This window comes from Arthrobacter sp. PTI12 (genome assembly GCF_056679915.1).
The window spans coordinates 2,525,464-2,540,188 of sequence record NZ_CM155256.1 but is presented as its reverse complement, the minus strand read 5'-3'; the positions used below and the strand labels follow the sequence as shown (position 1 = coordinate 2,540,188).

The 14,725-nt window shown below is 63.1% G+C and carries 15 protein-coding genes; 12 read left to right on the top strand and 3 right to left on the bottom strand.

The window, feature by feature from the left end; translation table 11 throughout:
• Positions 1-338 precede the first annotated feature (338 nt).
• The 4 genes from rho to AC1MBU_RS12145 all read left to right on the top strand — a co-directional run bounded on the left by rho (position 339) and on the right by AC1MBU_RS12145 (position 5,359).
• Positions 339-2,495, top strand: a complete 2,157-nt coding sequence (gene rho / locus AC1MBU_RS12160) for a transcription termination factor Rho (RefSeq protein ID WP_277359705.1) — start codon at positions 339-341, stop codon at positions 2,493-2,495.
• A 102-nt stretch (positions 2,496-2,597) separates the two neighbouring features.
• On the top strand, positions 2,598-3,674 hold the full coding sequence (prfA, locus tag AC1MBU_RS12155; RefSeq protein ID WP_056548352.1) for a peptide chain release factor 1: 1,077 nt from the start codon (positions 2,598-2,600) through the stop codon (positions 3,672-3,674).
• Between the two features lie 15 nt (positions 3,675-3,689).
• Entirely contained in the window at positions 3,690-4,538 is an 849-nt protein-coding gene (gene prmC / locus AC1MBU_RS12150; RefSeq protein ID WP_346028114.1) for a peptide chain release factor N(5)-glutamine methyltransferase, read from the top strand.
• Between the two features lie 17 nt (positions 4,539-4,555).
• A complete protein-coding gene (locus AC1MBU_RS12145; RefSeq protein ID WP_479787282.1) occupies positions 4,556-5,359 on the top strand; it encodes an L-threonylcarbamoyladenylate synthase in 804 nt (267 codons plus the stop codon).
• On the opposite strand, the gene AC1MBU_RS12140 is transcribed toward AC1MBU_RS12145, so the two are convergent.
• From AC1MBU_RS12140 to AC1MBU_RS12130, 3 genes are read right to left on the bottom strand one after another with little or no spacing between them, the layout of a single operon-like run.
• Positions 5,310-6,254, bottom strand: a complete 945-nt coding sequence (locus tag AC1MBU_RS12140; protein ID WP_471671845.1) for an NAD-dependent epimerase/dehydratase family protein — start codon at positions 6,252-6,254, stop codon at positions 5,310-5,312. The genes AC1MBU_RS12145 and AC1MBU_RS12140 overlap by 50 nt on opposite strands.
• Positions 6,251-7,216, bottom strand: coding sequence for a glycosyltransferase (locus AC1MBU_RS12135; RefSeq protein ID WP_277358613.1), 966 nt, complete (start codon positions 7,214-7,216; stop codon positions 6,251-6,253). The genes AC1MBU_RS12140 and AC1MBU_RS12135 overlap by 4 nt, the downstream gene beginning before the upstream one ends.
• 3 nt (positions 7,217-7,219) lie before the next feature.
• Positions 7,220-8,119 (bottom strand): glycosyltransferase, encoded by a 900-nt coding sequence (locus AC1MBU_RS12130; RefSeq protein WP_479787279.1) that lies wholly within the window; start codon positions 8,117-8,119, stop codon positions 7,220-7,222.
• Between the two features lie 177 nt (positions 8,120-8,296).
• Here AC1MBU_RS12130 and AC1MBU_RS12125 point away from each other — a divergent pair, with 177 nt between their 5' ends.
• The 8 genes from AC1MBU_RS12125 to AC1MBU_RS12090 all read left to right on the top strand — a co-directional run bounded on the left by AC1MBU_RS12125 (position 8,297) and on the right by AC1MBU_RS12090 (position 14,701).
• On the top strand, positions 8,297-10,159 hold the full coding sequence (locus AC1MBU_RS12125) for a polysaccharide biosynthesis protein (RefSeq protein WP_479787277.1): 1,863 nt from the start codon (positions 8,297-8,299) through the stop codon (positions 10,157-10,159).
• A 2-nt stretch (positions 10,160-10,161) separates the two neighbouring features.
• Positions 10,162-11,169 (top strand): MraY family glycosyltransferase, encoded by a 1,008-nt coding sequence (locus AC1MBU_RS12120; protein WP_277358610.1) that lies wholly within the window; start codon positions 10,162-10,164, stop codon positions 11,167-11,169.
• 103 nt (positions 11,170-11,272) lie between these two features.
• Complete coding sequence (locus AC1MBU_RS12115) at positions 11,273-11,770, top strand: Cg1360 family ATP-synthase-associated protein (RefSeq protein WP_479787276.1); 498 nt, start codon at positions 11,273-11,275, stop codon at positions 11,768-11,770.
• Complete coding sequence (locus AC1MBU_RS12110) at positions 11,757-12,089, top strand: hypothetical protein (protein WP_404800719.1); 333 nt, start codon at positions 11,757-11,759, stop codon at positions 12,087-12,089. The genes AC1MBU_RS12115 and AC1MBU_RS12110 overlap by 14 nt, the downstream gene beginning before the upstream one ends.
• An 85-nt stretch (positions 12,090-12,174) precedes the next feature.
• On the top strand, positions 12,175-12,999 hold the full coding sequence (gene atpB, locus AC1MBU_RS12105) for a F0F1 ATP synthase subunit A (protein WP_277358607.1): 825 nt from the start codon (positions 12,175-12,177) through the stop codon (positions 12,997-12,999).
• Positions 13,000-13,077: 78 nt separating this feature from the next.
• A complete protein-coding gene (gene atpE / locus AC1MBU_RS12100; RefSeq protein ID WP_009356484.1) occupies positions 13,078-13,281 on the top strand; it encodes an ATP synthase F0 subunit C in 204 nt (67 codons plus the stop codon).
• A gap of 53 nt (positions 13,282-13,334) precedes the next feature.
• On the top strand, positions 13,335-13,886 hold the full coding sequence (locus tag AC1MBU_RS12095) for a F0F1 ATP synthase subunit B (RefSeq protein WP_479787274.1): 552 nt from the start codon (positions 13,335-13,337) through the stop codon (positions 13,884-13,886).
• Positions 13,886-14,701, top strand: coding sequence for a F0F1 ATP synthase subunit delta (locus tag AC1MBU_RS12090; RefSeq protein ID WP_277358606.1), 816 nt, complete (start codon positions 13,886-13,888; stop codon positions 14,699-14,701). Before AC1MBU_RS12095 ends, AC1MBU_RS12090 begins: the two co-directional genes overlap by 1 nt.
• Positions 14,702-14,725 lie beyond the last annotated feature (24 nt).

Genomic DNA, 14,725 nt, shown 5'->3' with positions numbered 1-14,725 from the left:
ATCGTTGACGTTCATCACGCACCGATCTTACGAAGACAGTTCCGTATTCAGATGTGCTTCTGTTGATCTGGCCGTCATCTTCTGTGACCGTCGTGAAACTGCCTGTGTGTCAGCAGTGGCTCAATCTCAGGTGTACCTCCCAGAACCTGATGCGGCAGCAGTCACATCGTGACTGCTACGCACTGGGGCTCGAGGTCTCCAGCACGCTCGGCCACGCCGGAAAGCATCCGGCCAGCACCGAAACCTTAGCTTCCAACTCTTCTGACTTGGCGGCGGGCAAACCAAAACCGCGATCCACATCAGAGATGGATCGCCCGACGAGGGGGAAGGAATCCTTCGTGACTCAAACCACTGACCTGCCGACAGGCGTGGATACCCAAGCCGCCGAAACGAACGGCGCACCAGCTTCCAAAAGTTCCGGGCTTGCCGGACTGAAGCTCGCCCAGCTGCAGGCGCTTGCCGGTCAGCTTGGTATCACCGTAGGTTCGCGGATGCGCAAGGGTGACCTCGTGGCCGCAATCTCCGACCACCAGCGCGGCGCGGCAGTGGCAGACCGCCCCAAGGCGACGTCTGCACAGGCTCCGGCACACGAGAATGCATCGTCTTCGTCAGGCAACGCTGCTGCACAGAACGGTGCCGGTGCTGCATCGCAGGAGCAGGCAGCTGAGCCTGCCGAGCGGCCAACCCGCACCCGTAACCGTAATAGGCGGGCGGGAAGCGACGGCGTCGTAAAGACGGAGCAGGCTGCCTCTGACAGTGCGCAGGGCAATCAGGCTGTGGGCTCCGCGGCCGAGTCCGAGGGCGGGGCCGTCCAGGAGAATTCCGGAGCTGATTCGGAAACTCCGGATCGAGGCCGCCGCAGCCGGGACGGGCGCCGTGGGCGACGCACCGAGTCTGAGGCACAGGGCAGTGCGCAAGCATCTGAGACCGACGGTGCCGAGCAGGGCGCGCAGCAGAATGCTGAGAACTCCGAGGGTTCGGATAGCCAGGGCGAGCGGCGCAATGACCGCCGCGACCGCAACCGCGACCGCAACGAGCGACGCTCCAATGACGATCGCCGTTCAACCGAAGACAACCGCGATAACCAGAACGACCGGGACAACCGGAATGATCGCGGAGACCGTGGCGACCGTGACAACCGTGGCGACCGGGACAACCGGAATGACCGTGACCGGGACAACCGCGGCGACCGCGACGAAGGCAACAGCCGCAACCGGCGCAACCGTAACCGCAACAACCGCGAGGATGACCGCAACAACCGGTTCCGCGACCGCAACGAGCGCCGTCGGGGGCGCAGCAACCAGAACCCGGACGTCGACGACGTCGAGGTCACCGATGACGATGTCCTGCTGCCCGTTGCAGGCATCCTGGACGTCCTCGAGAACTACGCATTCGTGCGCACCTCCGGTTACCTGCCAGGAGCCAACGACGTTTACGTCTCTCTTGCCCAGGTCAAGAAGTACGGGCTGCGCAAGGGCGATGCCGTAGTCGGTGCCATCCGTGCGCCGCGCGAGGGCGAGAGCCAGAGCAGCACCCGCCAGAAGTTCAACGCGCTCGTCCGGTTGACCTCCATCAACGGCAAGAACCCTGAAGAGCTGAAGGACCGCGTGGACTTCGCGAAGCTCGTTCCGCTCTACCCCTCCGAGCGCCTGCGCCTGGAGACCGAGCCCAAGAAGATCGGTCCGCGCGTCATTGACCTGGTGGCGCCGATCGGCAAGGGCCAGCGTGGACTCATCGTGTCGCCTCCGAAGGCCGGCAAGACCCTGATCCTGCAGGCTATTGCCAACGCCATCACGGTGAACAACCCGGAAGTGCACCTCATGATGGTGCTCGTGGACGAACGTCCCGAGGAAGTCACCGACATGCAGCGCACGGTCAAGGGTGAGGTCATCGCCTCTACCTTCGATCGCCCGGCTGACGACCACACGACCGTTGCCGAACTCTCGATCGAGCGCGCCAAGCGCCTCGTCGAGATGGGAATGGACGTCGTCGTACTCCTTGACTCGATGACCCGCCTGGGACGCGCCTACAACCTGGCAGCACCTGCCTCGGGCCGTATTCTCTCCGGCGGCGTCGACTCGGCGGCCCTGTACCCGCCGAAGCGCTTCTTCGGTGCAGCCCGCAATATCGAGAACGGCGGCTCGCTGACCATTCTCGCCACGGCGCTGGTGGAGACCGGTTCGAAGATGGATGAAGTGATCTTCGAAGAGTTCAAGGGCACCGGCAACATGGAACTGCGACTGTCCCGCAACCTCGCGGACAAGCGCATCTTCCCCGCGGTCGATGTCAACGCATCGGGTACCCGGCGCGAGGAGAACCTGCTCTCGCCGGACGAGGTCAAGATCATGTGGAAGCTTCGCAGGGTCCTTTCCGGACTGGAGCAGCAGCAGGCACTCGAGCTGCTCACCAACAAGATCCGGGAGACGCAGTCGAACGTCGAGTTCCTCATGCAGGTCCAGAAGACCACGCTTGGATCAAAAAGCGACAACGATTAGTTGAGTAGCCGTTCGAGACATGCCGGCCGGCATGTCTCGAACGGCTTCGCGCGTTAAACCACCCACCACCGCTCGAATCCGATACTGAAGGTTGTGTCCGCCATGTTTGAGTCCATTCAGGGCCTGCTCGATGAGCACGCCGAGCTGCAGGTCCGGCTGTCTGATCCGGCCGTCCACACAGACCAGTCCCTGGCTCGCAAGCTTGGCCGACGCTATGCCGAACTCAGCGGCATCGTGGAAGCGCACACACGGTGGCAGGCCCTGGAAGATGATCTTGAAGCCGCCCGTGAGATGGCCGAGGACCCTGAATTCGCTGCCGAGATCCCCGAGCTTGAGCAACAGTTGGCTGCCGCGCAGGAACGTCTGCGACGGCTGCTGATCCCACGTGATCCCAACGACTCCCGCAACGTCATCATCGAGGTCAAGGGTGGCGAAGGAGGAGACGAAGCCGCGCTGTTTGCCGGCGATCTCCTCCGGATGTACACCCGGTACGCCGAATCCCGCGGCTGGAAGACCGAGCTCATTTCCGCCAATGAATCCGATCTCGGCGGGTACAAGGATGTCCAGATGGCCATCAAGGGATCATCGAATGACCCTGCCGAAGGCGTGTACGCGCGGTTGAAGTTCGAGGGCGGAGTTCACCGGGTGCAGCGCGTTCCGGTCACGGAGTCGCAAGGGCGGATTCACACCTCGGCAGCCGGAGTACTGGTACTACCCGAGGTTGATGAGCCCGAAGAGGTGGAAATCAGTCAGAACGACCTCAAGATTGACGTCTACCGGTCGTCCGGGCCAGGCGGCCAGTCGGTGAACACCACGGACTCCGCCGTGCGCATCACCCACCTTCCTACCGGCATCGTCGTTGCCATGCAGAACGAGAAATCCCAGCTGCAGAACCGGGAGGCAGCCATGCGCGTGCTGCGCTCTCGCATCCTCGCTGCCAAGCAGGAAGAGATCGACGCCGCGAACTCTGACATCCGCAAGTCCCAGGTGCGCACCATGGACCGGTCAGAGCGGATCCGCACCTACAACTTCCCCGAAAACCGCATCGCTGATCACCGCACGGGCTACAAGGCGTACAACCTCGACGCCGTCATGAATGGTGAGCTCGAACCGGTAGTACAGTCCGCCATCGAACTGGACGAACAGACCCGGCTCGACGCCATCGGCGACGACGCGTAGGAGAGTCGGCACAGCATGGAGTCGCTGGCGGATGCCCTGCGCGAAGCTGCGTCGACGCTGGCTGAGGCAGGTGTGCCGAGTCCGAGGGTCGACGCGGAACTCCTCGCCGCGCACCTCATGGCTGAGAGTGTGGGTCGGGTGCGTGCCCTCGCCTTGATCGGGGCTGCGGTGCCGGAGGGGTACGGCGAACTCGTTGCCGAGCGGGCCCAGCGGGTGCCGCTTCAACACATCACGGGCATTGCGTACTTCCGCGGTCTGGAGGTTGCAGTGGGACCTGGCGTCTTCATTCCACGCCCGGAGACGGAGGCGGTTGCCCAGCTTGCCATTGATGCGGCGCGGGGTATCTCCGGGGCGCGCGTGGCGGACCTTGGAACCGGGTCCGGCGCCATAGCAGGCTCGATTGCGCAGGAGGTGCCGGACGCGGACGTTTATGCGGTTGAACTGAGCGAGCTGGCGTTGGCATGGGCGGCGCGCAATTTGAAGCCGCACGGTGTCACCCTGGTCAACGGCGACTATGCCACGGCGCTCAGCGAACTGAACGGAACGTTCGACGTCGTCGTATCTAATCCTCCCTACATCCCAACCGATGCGGTTCCTCGCGACCCCGAAGTTGCTGAGCACGACCCGGAGATTGCACTGTTCGGGGGGAGTGCCGACGGGCTGCGCCTACCCCTGGCCGCTGCAGCTGCGGCCGTGCGCCTCCTGAAGCCCGGCGGTTATTTCGTGATGGAACACGCCGAGGTGCAGGCAGAAGCACTGATGCGGATACTGGGCGCAGACCCGTCGTGGAAGACTGTCTGCACGCACCAGGACCTTGCTGAGCGGGACCGTGCAACATCGGCAATTCGAACCGACGTGCTGTAAATGAAAGGATGGCTGGCGTGAGTGCCACCTTCGATTGCTCCGACTCCACCGAACGCAGTGAGGGAATTGCGCGTGCCCAACGTGCGCTTGCCGCAAAGCAGTGCGTGGTGATTCCCACCGACACCGTGTACGGCATTGCCGCGGATGCCTTCACACCGCAAGCCGTTGCCACGCTGCTCGCATCCAAGGGCCGCGGCCGCAGCATGCCGCCGCCGGTTCTCATTCCACGCCTCCAGACCATGGACGGGCTGGCAACCGACATCAGCCTTGAAGCCCGCAGGCTCGCCGAGGAGTTCTGGCCGGGCGGCCTCACCCTCATCTGTCATGCCCAGCCTTCGCTCACCTGGGACCTCGGGGACACGTTCGGCACTGTGGCCCTTCGCATGCCGAACGACCGCGTTGCGTTGGACCTCCTGATCCTGACGGGTCCGCTCGCCGTCTCCTCGGCGAACCGCACGGGGCAGCCGGCGGCTGCTACCGCGGCTGCTGCCTATGCCCAGCTGGGAGACGCGGTGGAGGTCTACCTTGAAGACGGTGCACGCTCAGCCGACGCCGGTGCGTCCACCATCGTGGATACCACCGGAGATCTGCCCGTCGTGGTTCGCGAGGGCGTGATTTCGTTCGAAGAGCTGCGCGCTGTGGTTCCCGGGGTCGTACGTGGAACCGCCGGTGACGACGCCGGTGCAGAGGACGGGAGCGCGGAAGAGGAACGCGGCACGGAAGAAGAACCTGCGGGCCCGCCGGACGCGACGCCCGCTGAAAGCCAGCCCACTAGCGAGGACCGCGTCGACGAGCCCCGGCCTCCTCAAGGATCGAACTGACGCGGGCAGGAAGGGCGACGCCCTGCCGGGCAACCCAGCCGGCAACCTGATCCTGGCCGAACCACATCAGTTCAACCCGCCGGATCGACCCGTGCAGGCGTTCCTTCAGAAGTGCGGATACCCCGTATCCCGTGCGCAGGATGAGCCGACAGAGAAATGCCGGAAGAACCAGGGGAATGCCGCCGGTGGCCTCGAGCACTGACCGCACGGTCATCCCTTCCCAGGGCTGCAGGACAATGCGCGGCACCTCACCCTCATGCAGGCCGACCGTCCGGATCAGTTCAGCGAGGGCATCGACCGAGGAGACCGGGCTGGGTGCGGTGCCGGGTGAGGCGACCGATGCCAGCGGTGAGGCAGCGAGCCGGGCCAGTGCCGTCGTCGTCGGCCGTTCAAGGCCCTGGACGGAGGTGGCGCGCACCGAGACAATTTCAAGCGTGCCGAAGGGGCCGAGTCCAAGCGCCTGTTCCCCGAGCGCCTTGCTCCGAGAGTAAGGGGAAAAGGGTGCAGTGTCCGGCGATTCGTCGAGGACCGGACGGTGCCCCTGCACGGCCGCGCTGCTGAGGTGCACCAGCCGATGAACCCCCGCCGCGGCGCACGCGCGGGCGAGCAGCACGGGGAGCAGGGCGTTGGCGCCGGTCAGCTCCGGTGAGCCGGGACTGCGCGGTGCGGCGGCGCCTGCCGCATTGACCACCACGGTGCAACCGGCGAGTTCAGCCGCCAGGCGGTCGACGACGGCGGCCTGCCGGTCAGCCTCCGCGAGTACCCGTGCCGGTGTGTCTGCTGATGCACTGACGCGCGGTGCCCTGACCGGCCTTGCTTCCTCACCTGCCTCCGTGAGCGCCTTGAGGACTGCGCTCCCGACGAAGCCGCTGCCGCCGACGACGGACCAGATCATGAGGCAGCGCCCGTTGCCCGGGGAGTCAGCGCCGGCATCGGCAGCCAGTCGGGATCCCGCAGGACAAAGCGCGACTCGCGCCACCCGTGCCACAGGGAACCGACGCCCGAAAGAGTATGCTCGACCGCGATCAGCCGTACCAGTTCCTTCGCTGCGGTGAGGGCTGTTCCCAGTGCGAATCCGACGCGGTTGAATTGCCCGTACTCCATCAAATACCTTGCGAGATGCCCGCGGTTCCGCATTCCGCAGTAGCGTCCCAGGTTGCTCGAATCGTTCAGATGCCGCAGGCCGAGGTCGATCTGCTTCTGCGGGCGGGCCTTCCGCAGCACGAACTCGTCAATGTAGACAACTGGCTCCCGCTGGGAGATGAGCCAGCCGTAAGTGGTGTCATCGCCGTTGATGAAGAACCGCGGGTCAGGCAGTCCCACCTCGCGGACGACGCCCGCATGCAGGAGAACACCCTCGAAGCACGCCACATTGGTGCGGAAAACCGGAGAAGAAGCGAAGACGTTGCCGGGAATCGGGAAGTGCACGCCAAGGAACGGGTTGAAACGGTGTTGCCAGAAGAAAGGTTCACCGGTGTGGTCCAGGCGCCGGCCGTGCAAGCATCTGTAGTGTTCGAGCCACGGGGAAAAGGCGGCCAGCGCGCCGGGCAGGACTTCGACGTCGTCGTCCATCAGCCATAGCCAGGTCGCGCCGTCGGCCAGCGCGCGCTCAACACCGGCGGAGAAGCCGCCGGAGCCACCGGCATTGACTCCCAGCCGGTGAACCGTCAGCGGGACCGGAAACGAGGCGGCCGCCGCTTCCAGTACCTCACCGGTGGAGTCGGTACTGGCGTTGTCAACGACGACGACAGCGGCAGGCGCCGGATCGAGCTGTCCCAGAGAATCCAGCAGTCGGCTCAAGTAGCCGGCGCGATTGAAAGTAGTCACCACCACGGTGACGGACGGCTGCGCGGTCATCAATCAGAACCCGAAGTCGGAGGGAGGGCCGAAGCTTCGCCCACGCATTCCTGCAGCGTAGGCACGGGCCCAGGAGGCAAGCCCGCGGATATCACCCCTGCGGACGTAGTAGACCGGGTACCCCACCACGTCCGCTACAAAGGAACGCACACGGATGTACCGACGCGTGAGATGTCCGCGGTTCCGGAAGAAGTAGAAGCGCTTGAAGGGTGTTTCCGGAACCAGCACATGGAGCCGGTCGCCTATGACGTGCTGCACTTCAGCCCATCCCGGCGGGTGGCTGAGCGCAACGGTGGTGACCGTACCGAAGGGGATGCCGGCGCGGCGGAGCCTCAGCATGAAGTCAGTTTCATCGCCGCGGATGAACAGGCGTAGATCCGGCAGCCCGACCCGGAAAAAGACGTCGGCGCGGATCAGCGCTCCGTTGAAGAACTGGGCAATGTCCGGAATGAAGCCAAGGTTCTCCACCTGATCCCGATCGTGGGTGGTGCGCCCCTGGATGCGAAAGGGGAAGGCGAGCCGGGTGGAATCGGTCGGTGGGACGATCAGGGGCACGACGACGTCAAGGTTGCGCAGATGGGCGGACTCAAGCAGTTTGCTGAGGACAGCGGTGTCCTCAGGGTGGGCGTCGTCGTCCATGATCCAGATCCACTCGGCGCCGCTCGCCATCGCGGAAAGAATTGCGAGGGAGAAACCGCCGGCGCCGCCCAGATTGGTGGCGGACCGGATGTAGTTCACGGGAGCGCTGGATTGTTCAGCCAGGGCAGAGACGTCCTGTGTGCCCGAGTCAACCAGTGCCACAGATGCGATCGGGTGATCTTGCCGTGCGAGCGCTTCGAGAAGTGTCTGTACGTCATCCGGTCTGTCGAAAGTCACTGCCGCTACAGCCACGGTTTCCTGCAAAACGGTCCTTTCGGCCAGCCTCCGCAACGCTCAGCTCGCGGTGATCGGTCACAGGGAGCACGCATCAGTCGGGCTAGTATTCTCGGGTAGGGAAAGTCTATTACACGGCCCGGACGGCCTTTTCGCGCCGGATCGAAGGGGGCGTGACGCTACGCCAACCGCCCATCCAAAGGAATCATGACACAGACGGATAACCAGAATTCCGCGGCTCGCGTGAATCAGGACGACTCCGCCGGCAGGACAGACAAGCCGGCCCTGTGGTTGTGGTCCCAGTACGCCTTTGATTCCTTCGCGTGGATTGTTGCTGTCTTCCTGGCCGTGATCCTTCGCCTGGAGCTGCTGGTCACCCAGATCAATGTGCCGGGTGCAGTCGTCTTCTGCGCCGTTGCAGTGATCTCCCAGCTGGTTGTCGGGATGAGCTTCGCCCTCTACCGGGGGCGCTATGCGTTCGGTAGCTTCCACGAAGCGCGTCTGCTGGTGATCGTGACGGTGATTGTTTCTGTGATCCTGCTGCTGGTGAGCATCGCTTTCATCAGCGTCATCCAGATCCCGCGAAGCGTGGCTATTATCGCTTTCCCTTTTGCCTGTATCTTCATGGCGTCAACCCGCTATCTGAAGCGTATGTATGTGGAGAGCAAGGCCAAACCCGGCGACGACGCGCAGCGGACCCTGATCTATGGGGCAGGCTTCCTCGGCAAGTCGCTGGTAACCCGGATGATGCAGGATCGGGAGTCCCCCTACTTTCCGGTCGGCCTGATCGATGATGATCCCGCCAAGAAGCACCTGCGGCTCGCCACGGTTCCGGTACTGGGCCGCCTCGAAGATCTGCCCGAGATGGCGCGGCGCACGCGTGCAACCGCCCTCGTCATTGCGTTTTCCGATGTTGAAGCGGCGCAGGTGAGGCGCGTTTCGGACCTCGTCACTGGGCTTAACATACGCGTACTCGTGCTGCCGCCGCTGCGCGAGATGCTCGCTGGAGGCGGAGAGAAGGGCCTCACCGATTTCCGTGAAGTGGCGGTGGAGGATTTGATCGGCCGGCGTCCGGTGGATATCCGCGCTGACGAGGTGGCGGGCTACATCGCCGGCAGGCGGGTTCTGGTGACCGGTGCAGGCGGTTCCATCGGCTCCGAGCTGTGCCGCCAGATCGCAGAGTTCGGGCCAGCGGAACTCATCATGCTTGATCGTGACGAAACGGGACTTCAGACCACCCAGATCTCCCTGACAGGCAGGGGACTGCTGACGGGCAGGGACACAGTCCTTGCCGACATCCGGGAAGCAGACACGCTGCGCGCAATCTTCATAGACCGCAAACCTGAGGTGGTTTTCCATGCGGCGGCGCTTAAGCACGTGTCCCTGCTTGAGCAGTATCCGGAAGAGGCGTGGAAAACGAACGTCCTTGGCACGCTCAACGTTCTGCGGGCAGCCGAAGCGGCCGGTGTCAGCAACTTCGTAAACATTTCCACGGACAAGGCCGCCAATCCCACCAGCGTTCTTGGTCACTCGAAGCGCGTCGCTGAGAAATTGACGGCCTGGACGGCCGGCGCGGCGGGCGCAAGGTACGTGTCCGTCCGCTTCGGCAACGTTATTGGTAGCCGCGGATCGATGCTGCCGCTATTCACTGAGCAGATCAGGGTGGGCGGACCGATCACTGTCACCGACCCCGAGGTGACCCGCTTCTTCATGACCATCCCTGAAGCCTGCCAGCTCGTCATTCAGGCGGGAGCAATCGGCAGCGGGGGGGAAGTCCTGATCCTCGACATGGGGGAGCCGGTGAAGATTCTGGATGTGGCCCAGCGGATGATCGCAATGTCCGGGAAGGACATCGAAATAGTCTTCACCGGCCTGCGCAAAGGCGAGAAACTACACGAAGACCTTGTGGGGATCGACGAGGACGACGCCCGCCCCCTCCACCCCAAGATTTCGCACACCCGGGTAGCGGCACTTGATCCGGGCATGCTCGACCTGCGTGACTGGAAGGTCAAGGGCGGCATCGAGGCCTATTCCGAGGGCATGCAACCTCCGGCTGAAAAAGGGGCCTGACCATGCTGCTCTGGGTTGTTGTTGGTTCCTCCCTGCTGCTCAGCCTGGTCCTGCCGTTTGGACTGAAGCCGATCCTGCAGAAGCTGGGCGTGCTCGACATCCCCAATGAACGGTCCTCTCACACCTCGGTGGTTATCCGGGGAGTGGGCATCACCGTCGCAGTGGGGATCGTCGTCGGGCTTCTTCTGTCCCTGCTGACCGGCCTGGTCCCGGTAGACCGCTCAGTGGTGCTCATCGTCCTGGCAATCCTTTCAGCGGCGGCCGTACTCGGCTGGATCGAAGACTACCGGGGTCTGTCGATCCGGCTGCGTGCGCTGATCCAGTTGACGATCGGAGCAGTCGGAACCACTGCTCTTGCATGGACGATCGGGCAATCCTACTGGTGGGTGCCGATTGGCGCGCTTGCAGTGGCCGCCTACGTGAATGCCGCCAATTTCATGGACGGCATCAACGGTATCTCCGGCCTCCATGGCGTCCTGGTGGGCGTGTTCTACTCGGTAGCCGGCATGCTCGTGGGCCAGTTCTGGCTTACAGTCGCTGGACTTGTGGTTGCTGCAGCTTTCGCTGGATTCCTGCCCTGGAATCTTGGGCGGGGTTTTGTTTTCCTCGGCGACGTCGGCAGTTATCTGCTGGGCGCGTCCATCGCCGGCATGGCGGTCGCTGGCTTGCTGGCGGGCGTTTACCTCGAGTACCTGCTGTCTCCTGTGCTGATCTATCTGGCCGACACCTTCATCACCTTCCTGCGGCGAGTGAGAGCGGGGGATCGCTGGTACGCCTCGCACCGCGAGCATGTCTACCAGCGTTTGACCGACGTCGGACTCACCCACGTGCAGTCAGCGCTTGTGGTCACCGCGTGCTCTGCACTGGTCGGTGCGGCCGGATTTGTCCTCGCTACGGCACCGGCACCACTGGCGATCGTCTGCTCAGTGTTCGCGGCCGCCGTCGTCGCGCTGTACATCTACTCGCCGAAACTCCTTGCCCGACGACGGCTGATTCCGGCTGACGGTTGAGAAAAGCAACTAAGAGCGGGATCGATTTCTATCTGCTGTAGAATTTCAGGGACCGGCCGGGCTGAGACGCCTGCCCAACCTACCCCTCGATGGACGGAACCCCATGAGCGCACCCGACGCACCGCGCGCCAGTGTGTCCCGTGCCTCCGCGTCTGGTCCCACTGAGTCCCTGTGGCTGCGGATCCTGCTGCGTTGCCTCGCTGTCACGGGGGCGGCGCTGGTCATCACCACCGCCATCGCATTCGCGATGAACGGGGGGAGCGGGGCCGCGAGCGTGCTCTTCGGCTACGCCGTGGTGGCACTCTTCTTCGGGCTGAGCCTGCTCATCGGCCATTTCGTCGGTCGGTCGAATCCCAGCGGCGCCCTCGGAATCTTCATGGTCACTTACGCCATCAAGGTGGTCGGCTTTGCCGCTGTCCTGTTTTTTGTCGGTGTCCCCTCCTGGCTGGAACGCACCTGGTTTTTCGGTGCGGCCGTGGGAGCAGTAGTTCTTTGGCAGATTGTCGAGGTCACCGTTTTTGCCAAGGCGCGCCACCAGCTCTACAACGACTGTGACTCGACCGGGTCGTCCGGAACGCAGGCGGTTGATGGACGTGCGTAAAGGAGCCTCCAGCACCGGCTCGGGCTCGGGCGATGAGCGCCCAGAGGCTGACGCGCGCGGTCGCTACGGCGAAGCCGGGTACAACGATGGAATAGCTGTTTTCAGCTACATCATTGGCGGGATCATAGTCTGGAGTTTGATAGGCTGGGGGCTGGACAGTCTCCTGGGGACGCGTTGGATCGTGCTCGCAGGAGGCCTCTTGGGTGCAGTGGGCGGCTTTTATCTCTCCCACAAGCACAACCTCACCCGTTCCAACTCCTCCGGTCCTGGATCAACGCCGGAACGCAGGAGCGGTCCGGAGGAAGGTTCCCCTGAGTAATGTCCCATAACTTCATGCGTCGGAGCAGTAACGCTGTGCCCGATCCAACTCCGCCCAACGATGGACACTGCAGAGAGGAAACGCGTTGATCGCGCTTGCGCTCCCCGCTCAAACCACCACTGAAGAGGGCTTTGTCCCACCCACGATTGAAGAAGCGCACCCGCCGAACATTCTTCCCTGGAATAGTGAATATGGCGTTTGGTTCGCGCCAGGCTTCGGCAAGCAGATGCTGCTGGTCATCCTGTCGGTCATCCTCATCGGCGCATTTTTCTATATTGCCTCCCGCCGTGGTCAACTTGTTCCGGGCAAGATGCAGTTCCTCGGAGAAGCCGCGTACGGCTTCGTGCGTAACTCCATCGGCAAGGACATCATCGGCGGACGCGAGTACATGAAGTATGTGCCGTGGCTCTTCACCGCGTTCTTCTTTATCCTCGTGAACAACATCTTCGGTGCGGTCCCGCTGCTTCAAATCCCCACTTTCTCCCACCCTGGCAGCGCGTACGCGATCGCGGCCATCTTCTACATCCTCTGGATTGCCGTCGGCGTGAAGAAGCATGGCCTGCGCTACTTCAAGCTCGCCGTGGTTCCCTCCGGAGTGCCGTGGTACATCATGCCGCTGGTAGTTCCGATCGAGATCATTTCGAACTTCCTGGTTCGTCCGGTCACCCACTCCCTCCGTTTGTTCGCAACCATGCTGGCAGGTCACCTCATCGTGATGTTGGCCGGCAGCGCGATCGAATTCATGACCCTGTCCGGCAACATCCTCCTGCAGGGAACCGGAGTTTTGGTTCTTGGCGGCGCGGTTGCCATGTACATGCTCGAAGCTTTGATCATGGTTCTCCAGGCCTACGTTTTCACCCTGCTGGCCGCGATCTACATCGAGGGCGCCCTTCATGCGGACGCCCACTAATACCTAACAAAAGTCTTCCCCGCTGGGGATGATCCCAACCAACCTGCCGGCATAGCGCGGCATCTTGAAAGGAAAAAAATGGAAGGCAATCTGAACCTCGTAGGTTACGGTCTCTCCGCAATCGGCGGTGGTATCGGTGTGGGCCTCGTGTTCGCCGCGTACATCAACGGTGTTGCTCGTCAGCCGGAGGCGCAGCGTGTACTGCAGCCAATCGCATTCCTTGGCCTGGCACTGACCGAAGCCCTCGCAATCCTCGGTCTGGTCTTCGCCTTCGTTCTCTAGAAGAGTCGCTGGCTGACCAAACGGACTAGTGGTAGAAAGACGGGTGAAACAACATGGATAGCGCAGTCATACTTGCAGCTGAAAGTCCCCTCGCACCGAACCTATGGGAACTATTGGTTACGGTCGCAGGGTTCGCTGTACTGATGTACATCGTTATCAAGTTCGTCATGCCGGCGTTTGAGAAGACGTTTGCAGAGCGGACTGAAGCCATTGAGGGTGGCATCGCAAAGGCGGAGGCCGCACAGGCTGAGGCCAACGCGGCACGCGAGGAGTACAAGCAGCAGCTGGTCGACGCTCGCACCGAGGCGAATCGCATCCGCGAGGAAGCACGTGCTGAGGGCGCCCAGATCCTGGCTGAGCTCAAGGAGAAGGCAGTCGCCGAGGCGAACCGCATCTCCGAGCAGGCTGAGGCACAAATCGAGGCCGACCGTCAGGCAGCTGCTGTCTCACTGCGGGCTGACGTCGGAACCCTTGCCACTGATCTGGCCAGCCGAATTGTCGGCGAGTCCCTGGCTGATGACGCGCGCTCTGCACGCGTTGTCGACCGCTTCCTCGCTGACCTGGAGGCGCAGTCCGCTACCCAGAGCGCAGGTGCAGCCAAATAATGGCAGGCGTATCAAGCCAGTCCCTCACGGCGGCGCGGCAGGAACTTGAGCCTCGTCTCGGCACAGCATCGCTGACGCTGGCCGAGGAATTGTTCGGTGTGCTGGACACACTCGATTCGAACGCCGGGCTCCGCCGCGCCGTCACTGACCCGAATCGCGACGGCGAGCAGAAGGTTGCTTTGTCCACGCGGTTGTTCGCTGGACGGATTTCGCCGGAGGCATCGGACATCGTTCGCGACCTCGTTGCCCGCCGCTGGGCCAAGCCCCGCGACATCGGTGACGCACTGGAAGCGCTCGCCGCAACCGTCGCTATTGCGGTGGCCGAAAACAGGGGACAGGGAATCCGAGGGCTCGAGGGACTTGAGAACGATCTCTTCTCATTCCTGAGCGTCGTTGGCTCGAACCACGATCTGCAGCGCGCATTGTCTGAACCCCAGGCAGAAGGATCAGCGAAAGTGGCCCTTGCGCTGAAGCTCGTTCCCTCGGCCGGAGATGAAGCCAGGCTTCTGATCCGTCAGGCGGTTCTGTCGCCGCGTGGCCTGCGGCCGTCGGCGTTGGTTGAACGCTTTGTCGAGCTTGTTGCACTGCGCCAGGAGCGCTGGATTGCTACCGTCAGCGTTACCCGTCCGCTGTCGGACGAGCAATTGGCCCGGCTCCAGGCAGGGCTGAATGCGCTCTACGGGCGAGACCTCAAGGTCAATGTCAGCGTGGATCCGTCCCTCGTGGGCGGCGTTCGCGTGAAGGTGGGAGACGAAGTGGTTGACGCCACGGCGGTAAGCCGTCTGTCCGAACTCCGTCGAAAGATGGCCGTTTAGCTGCGGACAAGGCAACGCTGAAGC

Coding starts and splice junctions, on each gene's coding strand:
- prfA (WP_056548352.1), top strand. CDS start 2,598: ATGTTTGAGTCCATTCAGGGCCTGCTCGATGAGCACGCCGAGCTGCAG.
- prmC (WP_346028114.1), top strand. CDS start 3,690: ATGGAGTCGCTGGCGGATGCCCTGCGCGAAGCTGCGTCGACGCTGGCT.
- AC1MBU_RS12140 (WP_471671845.1), bottom strand. CDS start 6,254: ATGATCTGGTCCGTCGTCGGCGGCAGCGGCTTCGTCGGGAGCGCAGTC.
- AC1MBU_RS12135 (WP_277358613.1), bottom strand. CDS start 7,216: ATGACCGCGCAGCCGTCCGTCACCGTGGTGGTGACTACTTTCAATCGC.
- AC1MBU_RS12125 (WP_479787277.1), top strand. CDS start 8,297: ATGACACAGACGGATAACCAGAATTCCGCGGCTCGCGTGAATCAGGAC.
- AC1MBU_RS12120 (WP_277358610.1), top strand. CDS start 10,162: ATGCTGCTCTGGGTTGTTGTTGGTTCCTCCCTGCTGCTCAGCCTGGTC.
- AC1MBU_RS12115 (WP_479787276.1), top strand. CDS start 11,273: ATGAGCGCACCCGACGCACCGCGCGCCAGTGTGTCCCGTGCCTCCGCG.
- AC1MBU_RS12110 (WP_404800719.1), top strand. CDS start 11,757: ATGGACGTGCGTAAAGGAGCCTCCAGCACCGGCTCGGGCTCGGGCGAT.
- atpE (WP_009356484.1), top strand. CDS start 13,078: ATGGAAGGCAATCTGAACCTCGTAGGTTACGGTCTCTCCGCAATCGGC.
- AC1MBU_RS12095 (WP_479787274.1), top strand. CDS start 13,335: ATGGATAGCGCAGTCATACTTGCAGCTGAAAGTCCCCTCGCACCGAAC.
- AC1MBU_RS12090 (WP_277358606.1), top strand. CDS start 13,886: ATGGCAGGCGTATCAAGCCAGTCCCTCACGGCGGCGCGGCAGGAACTT.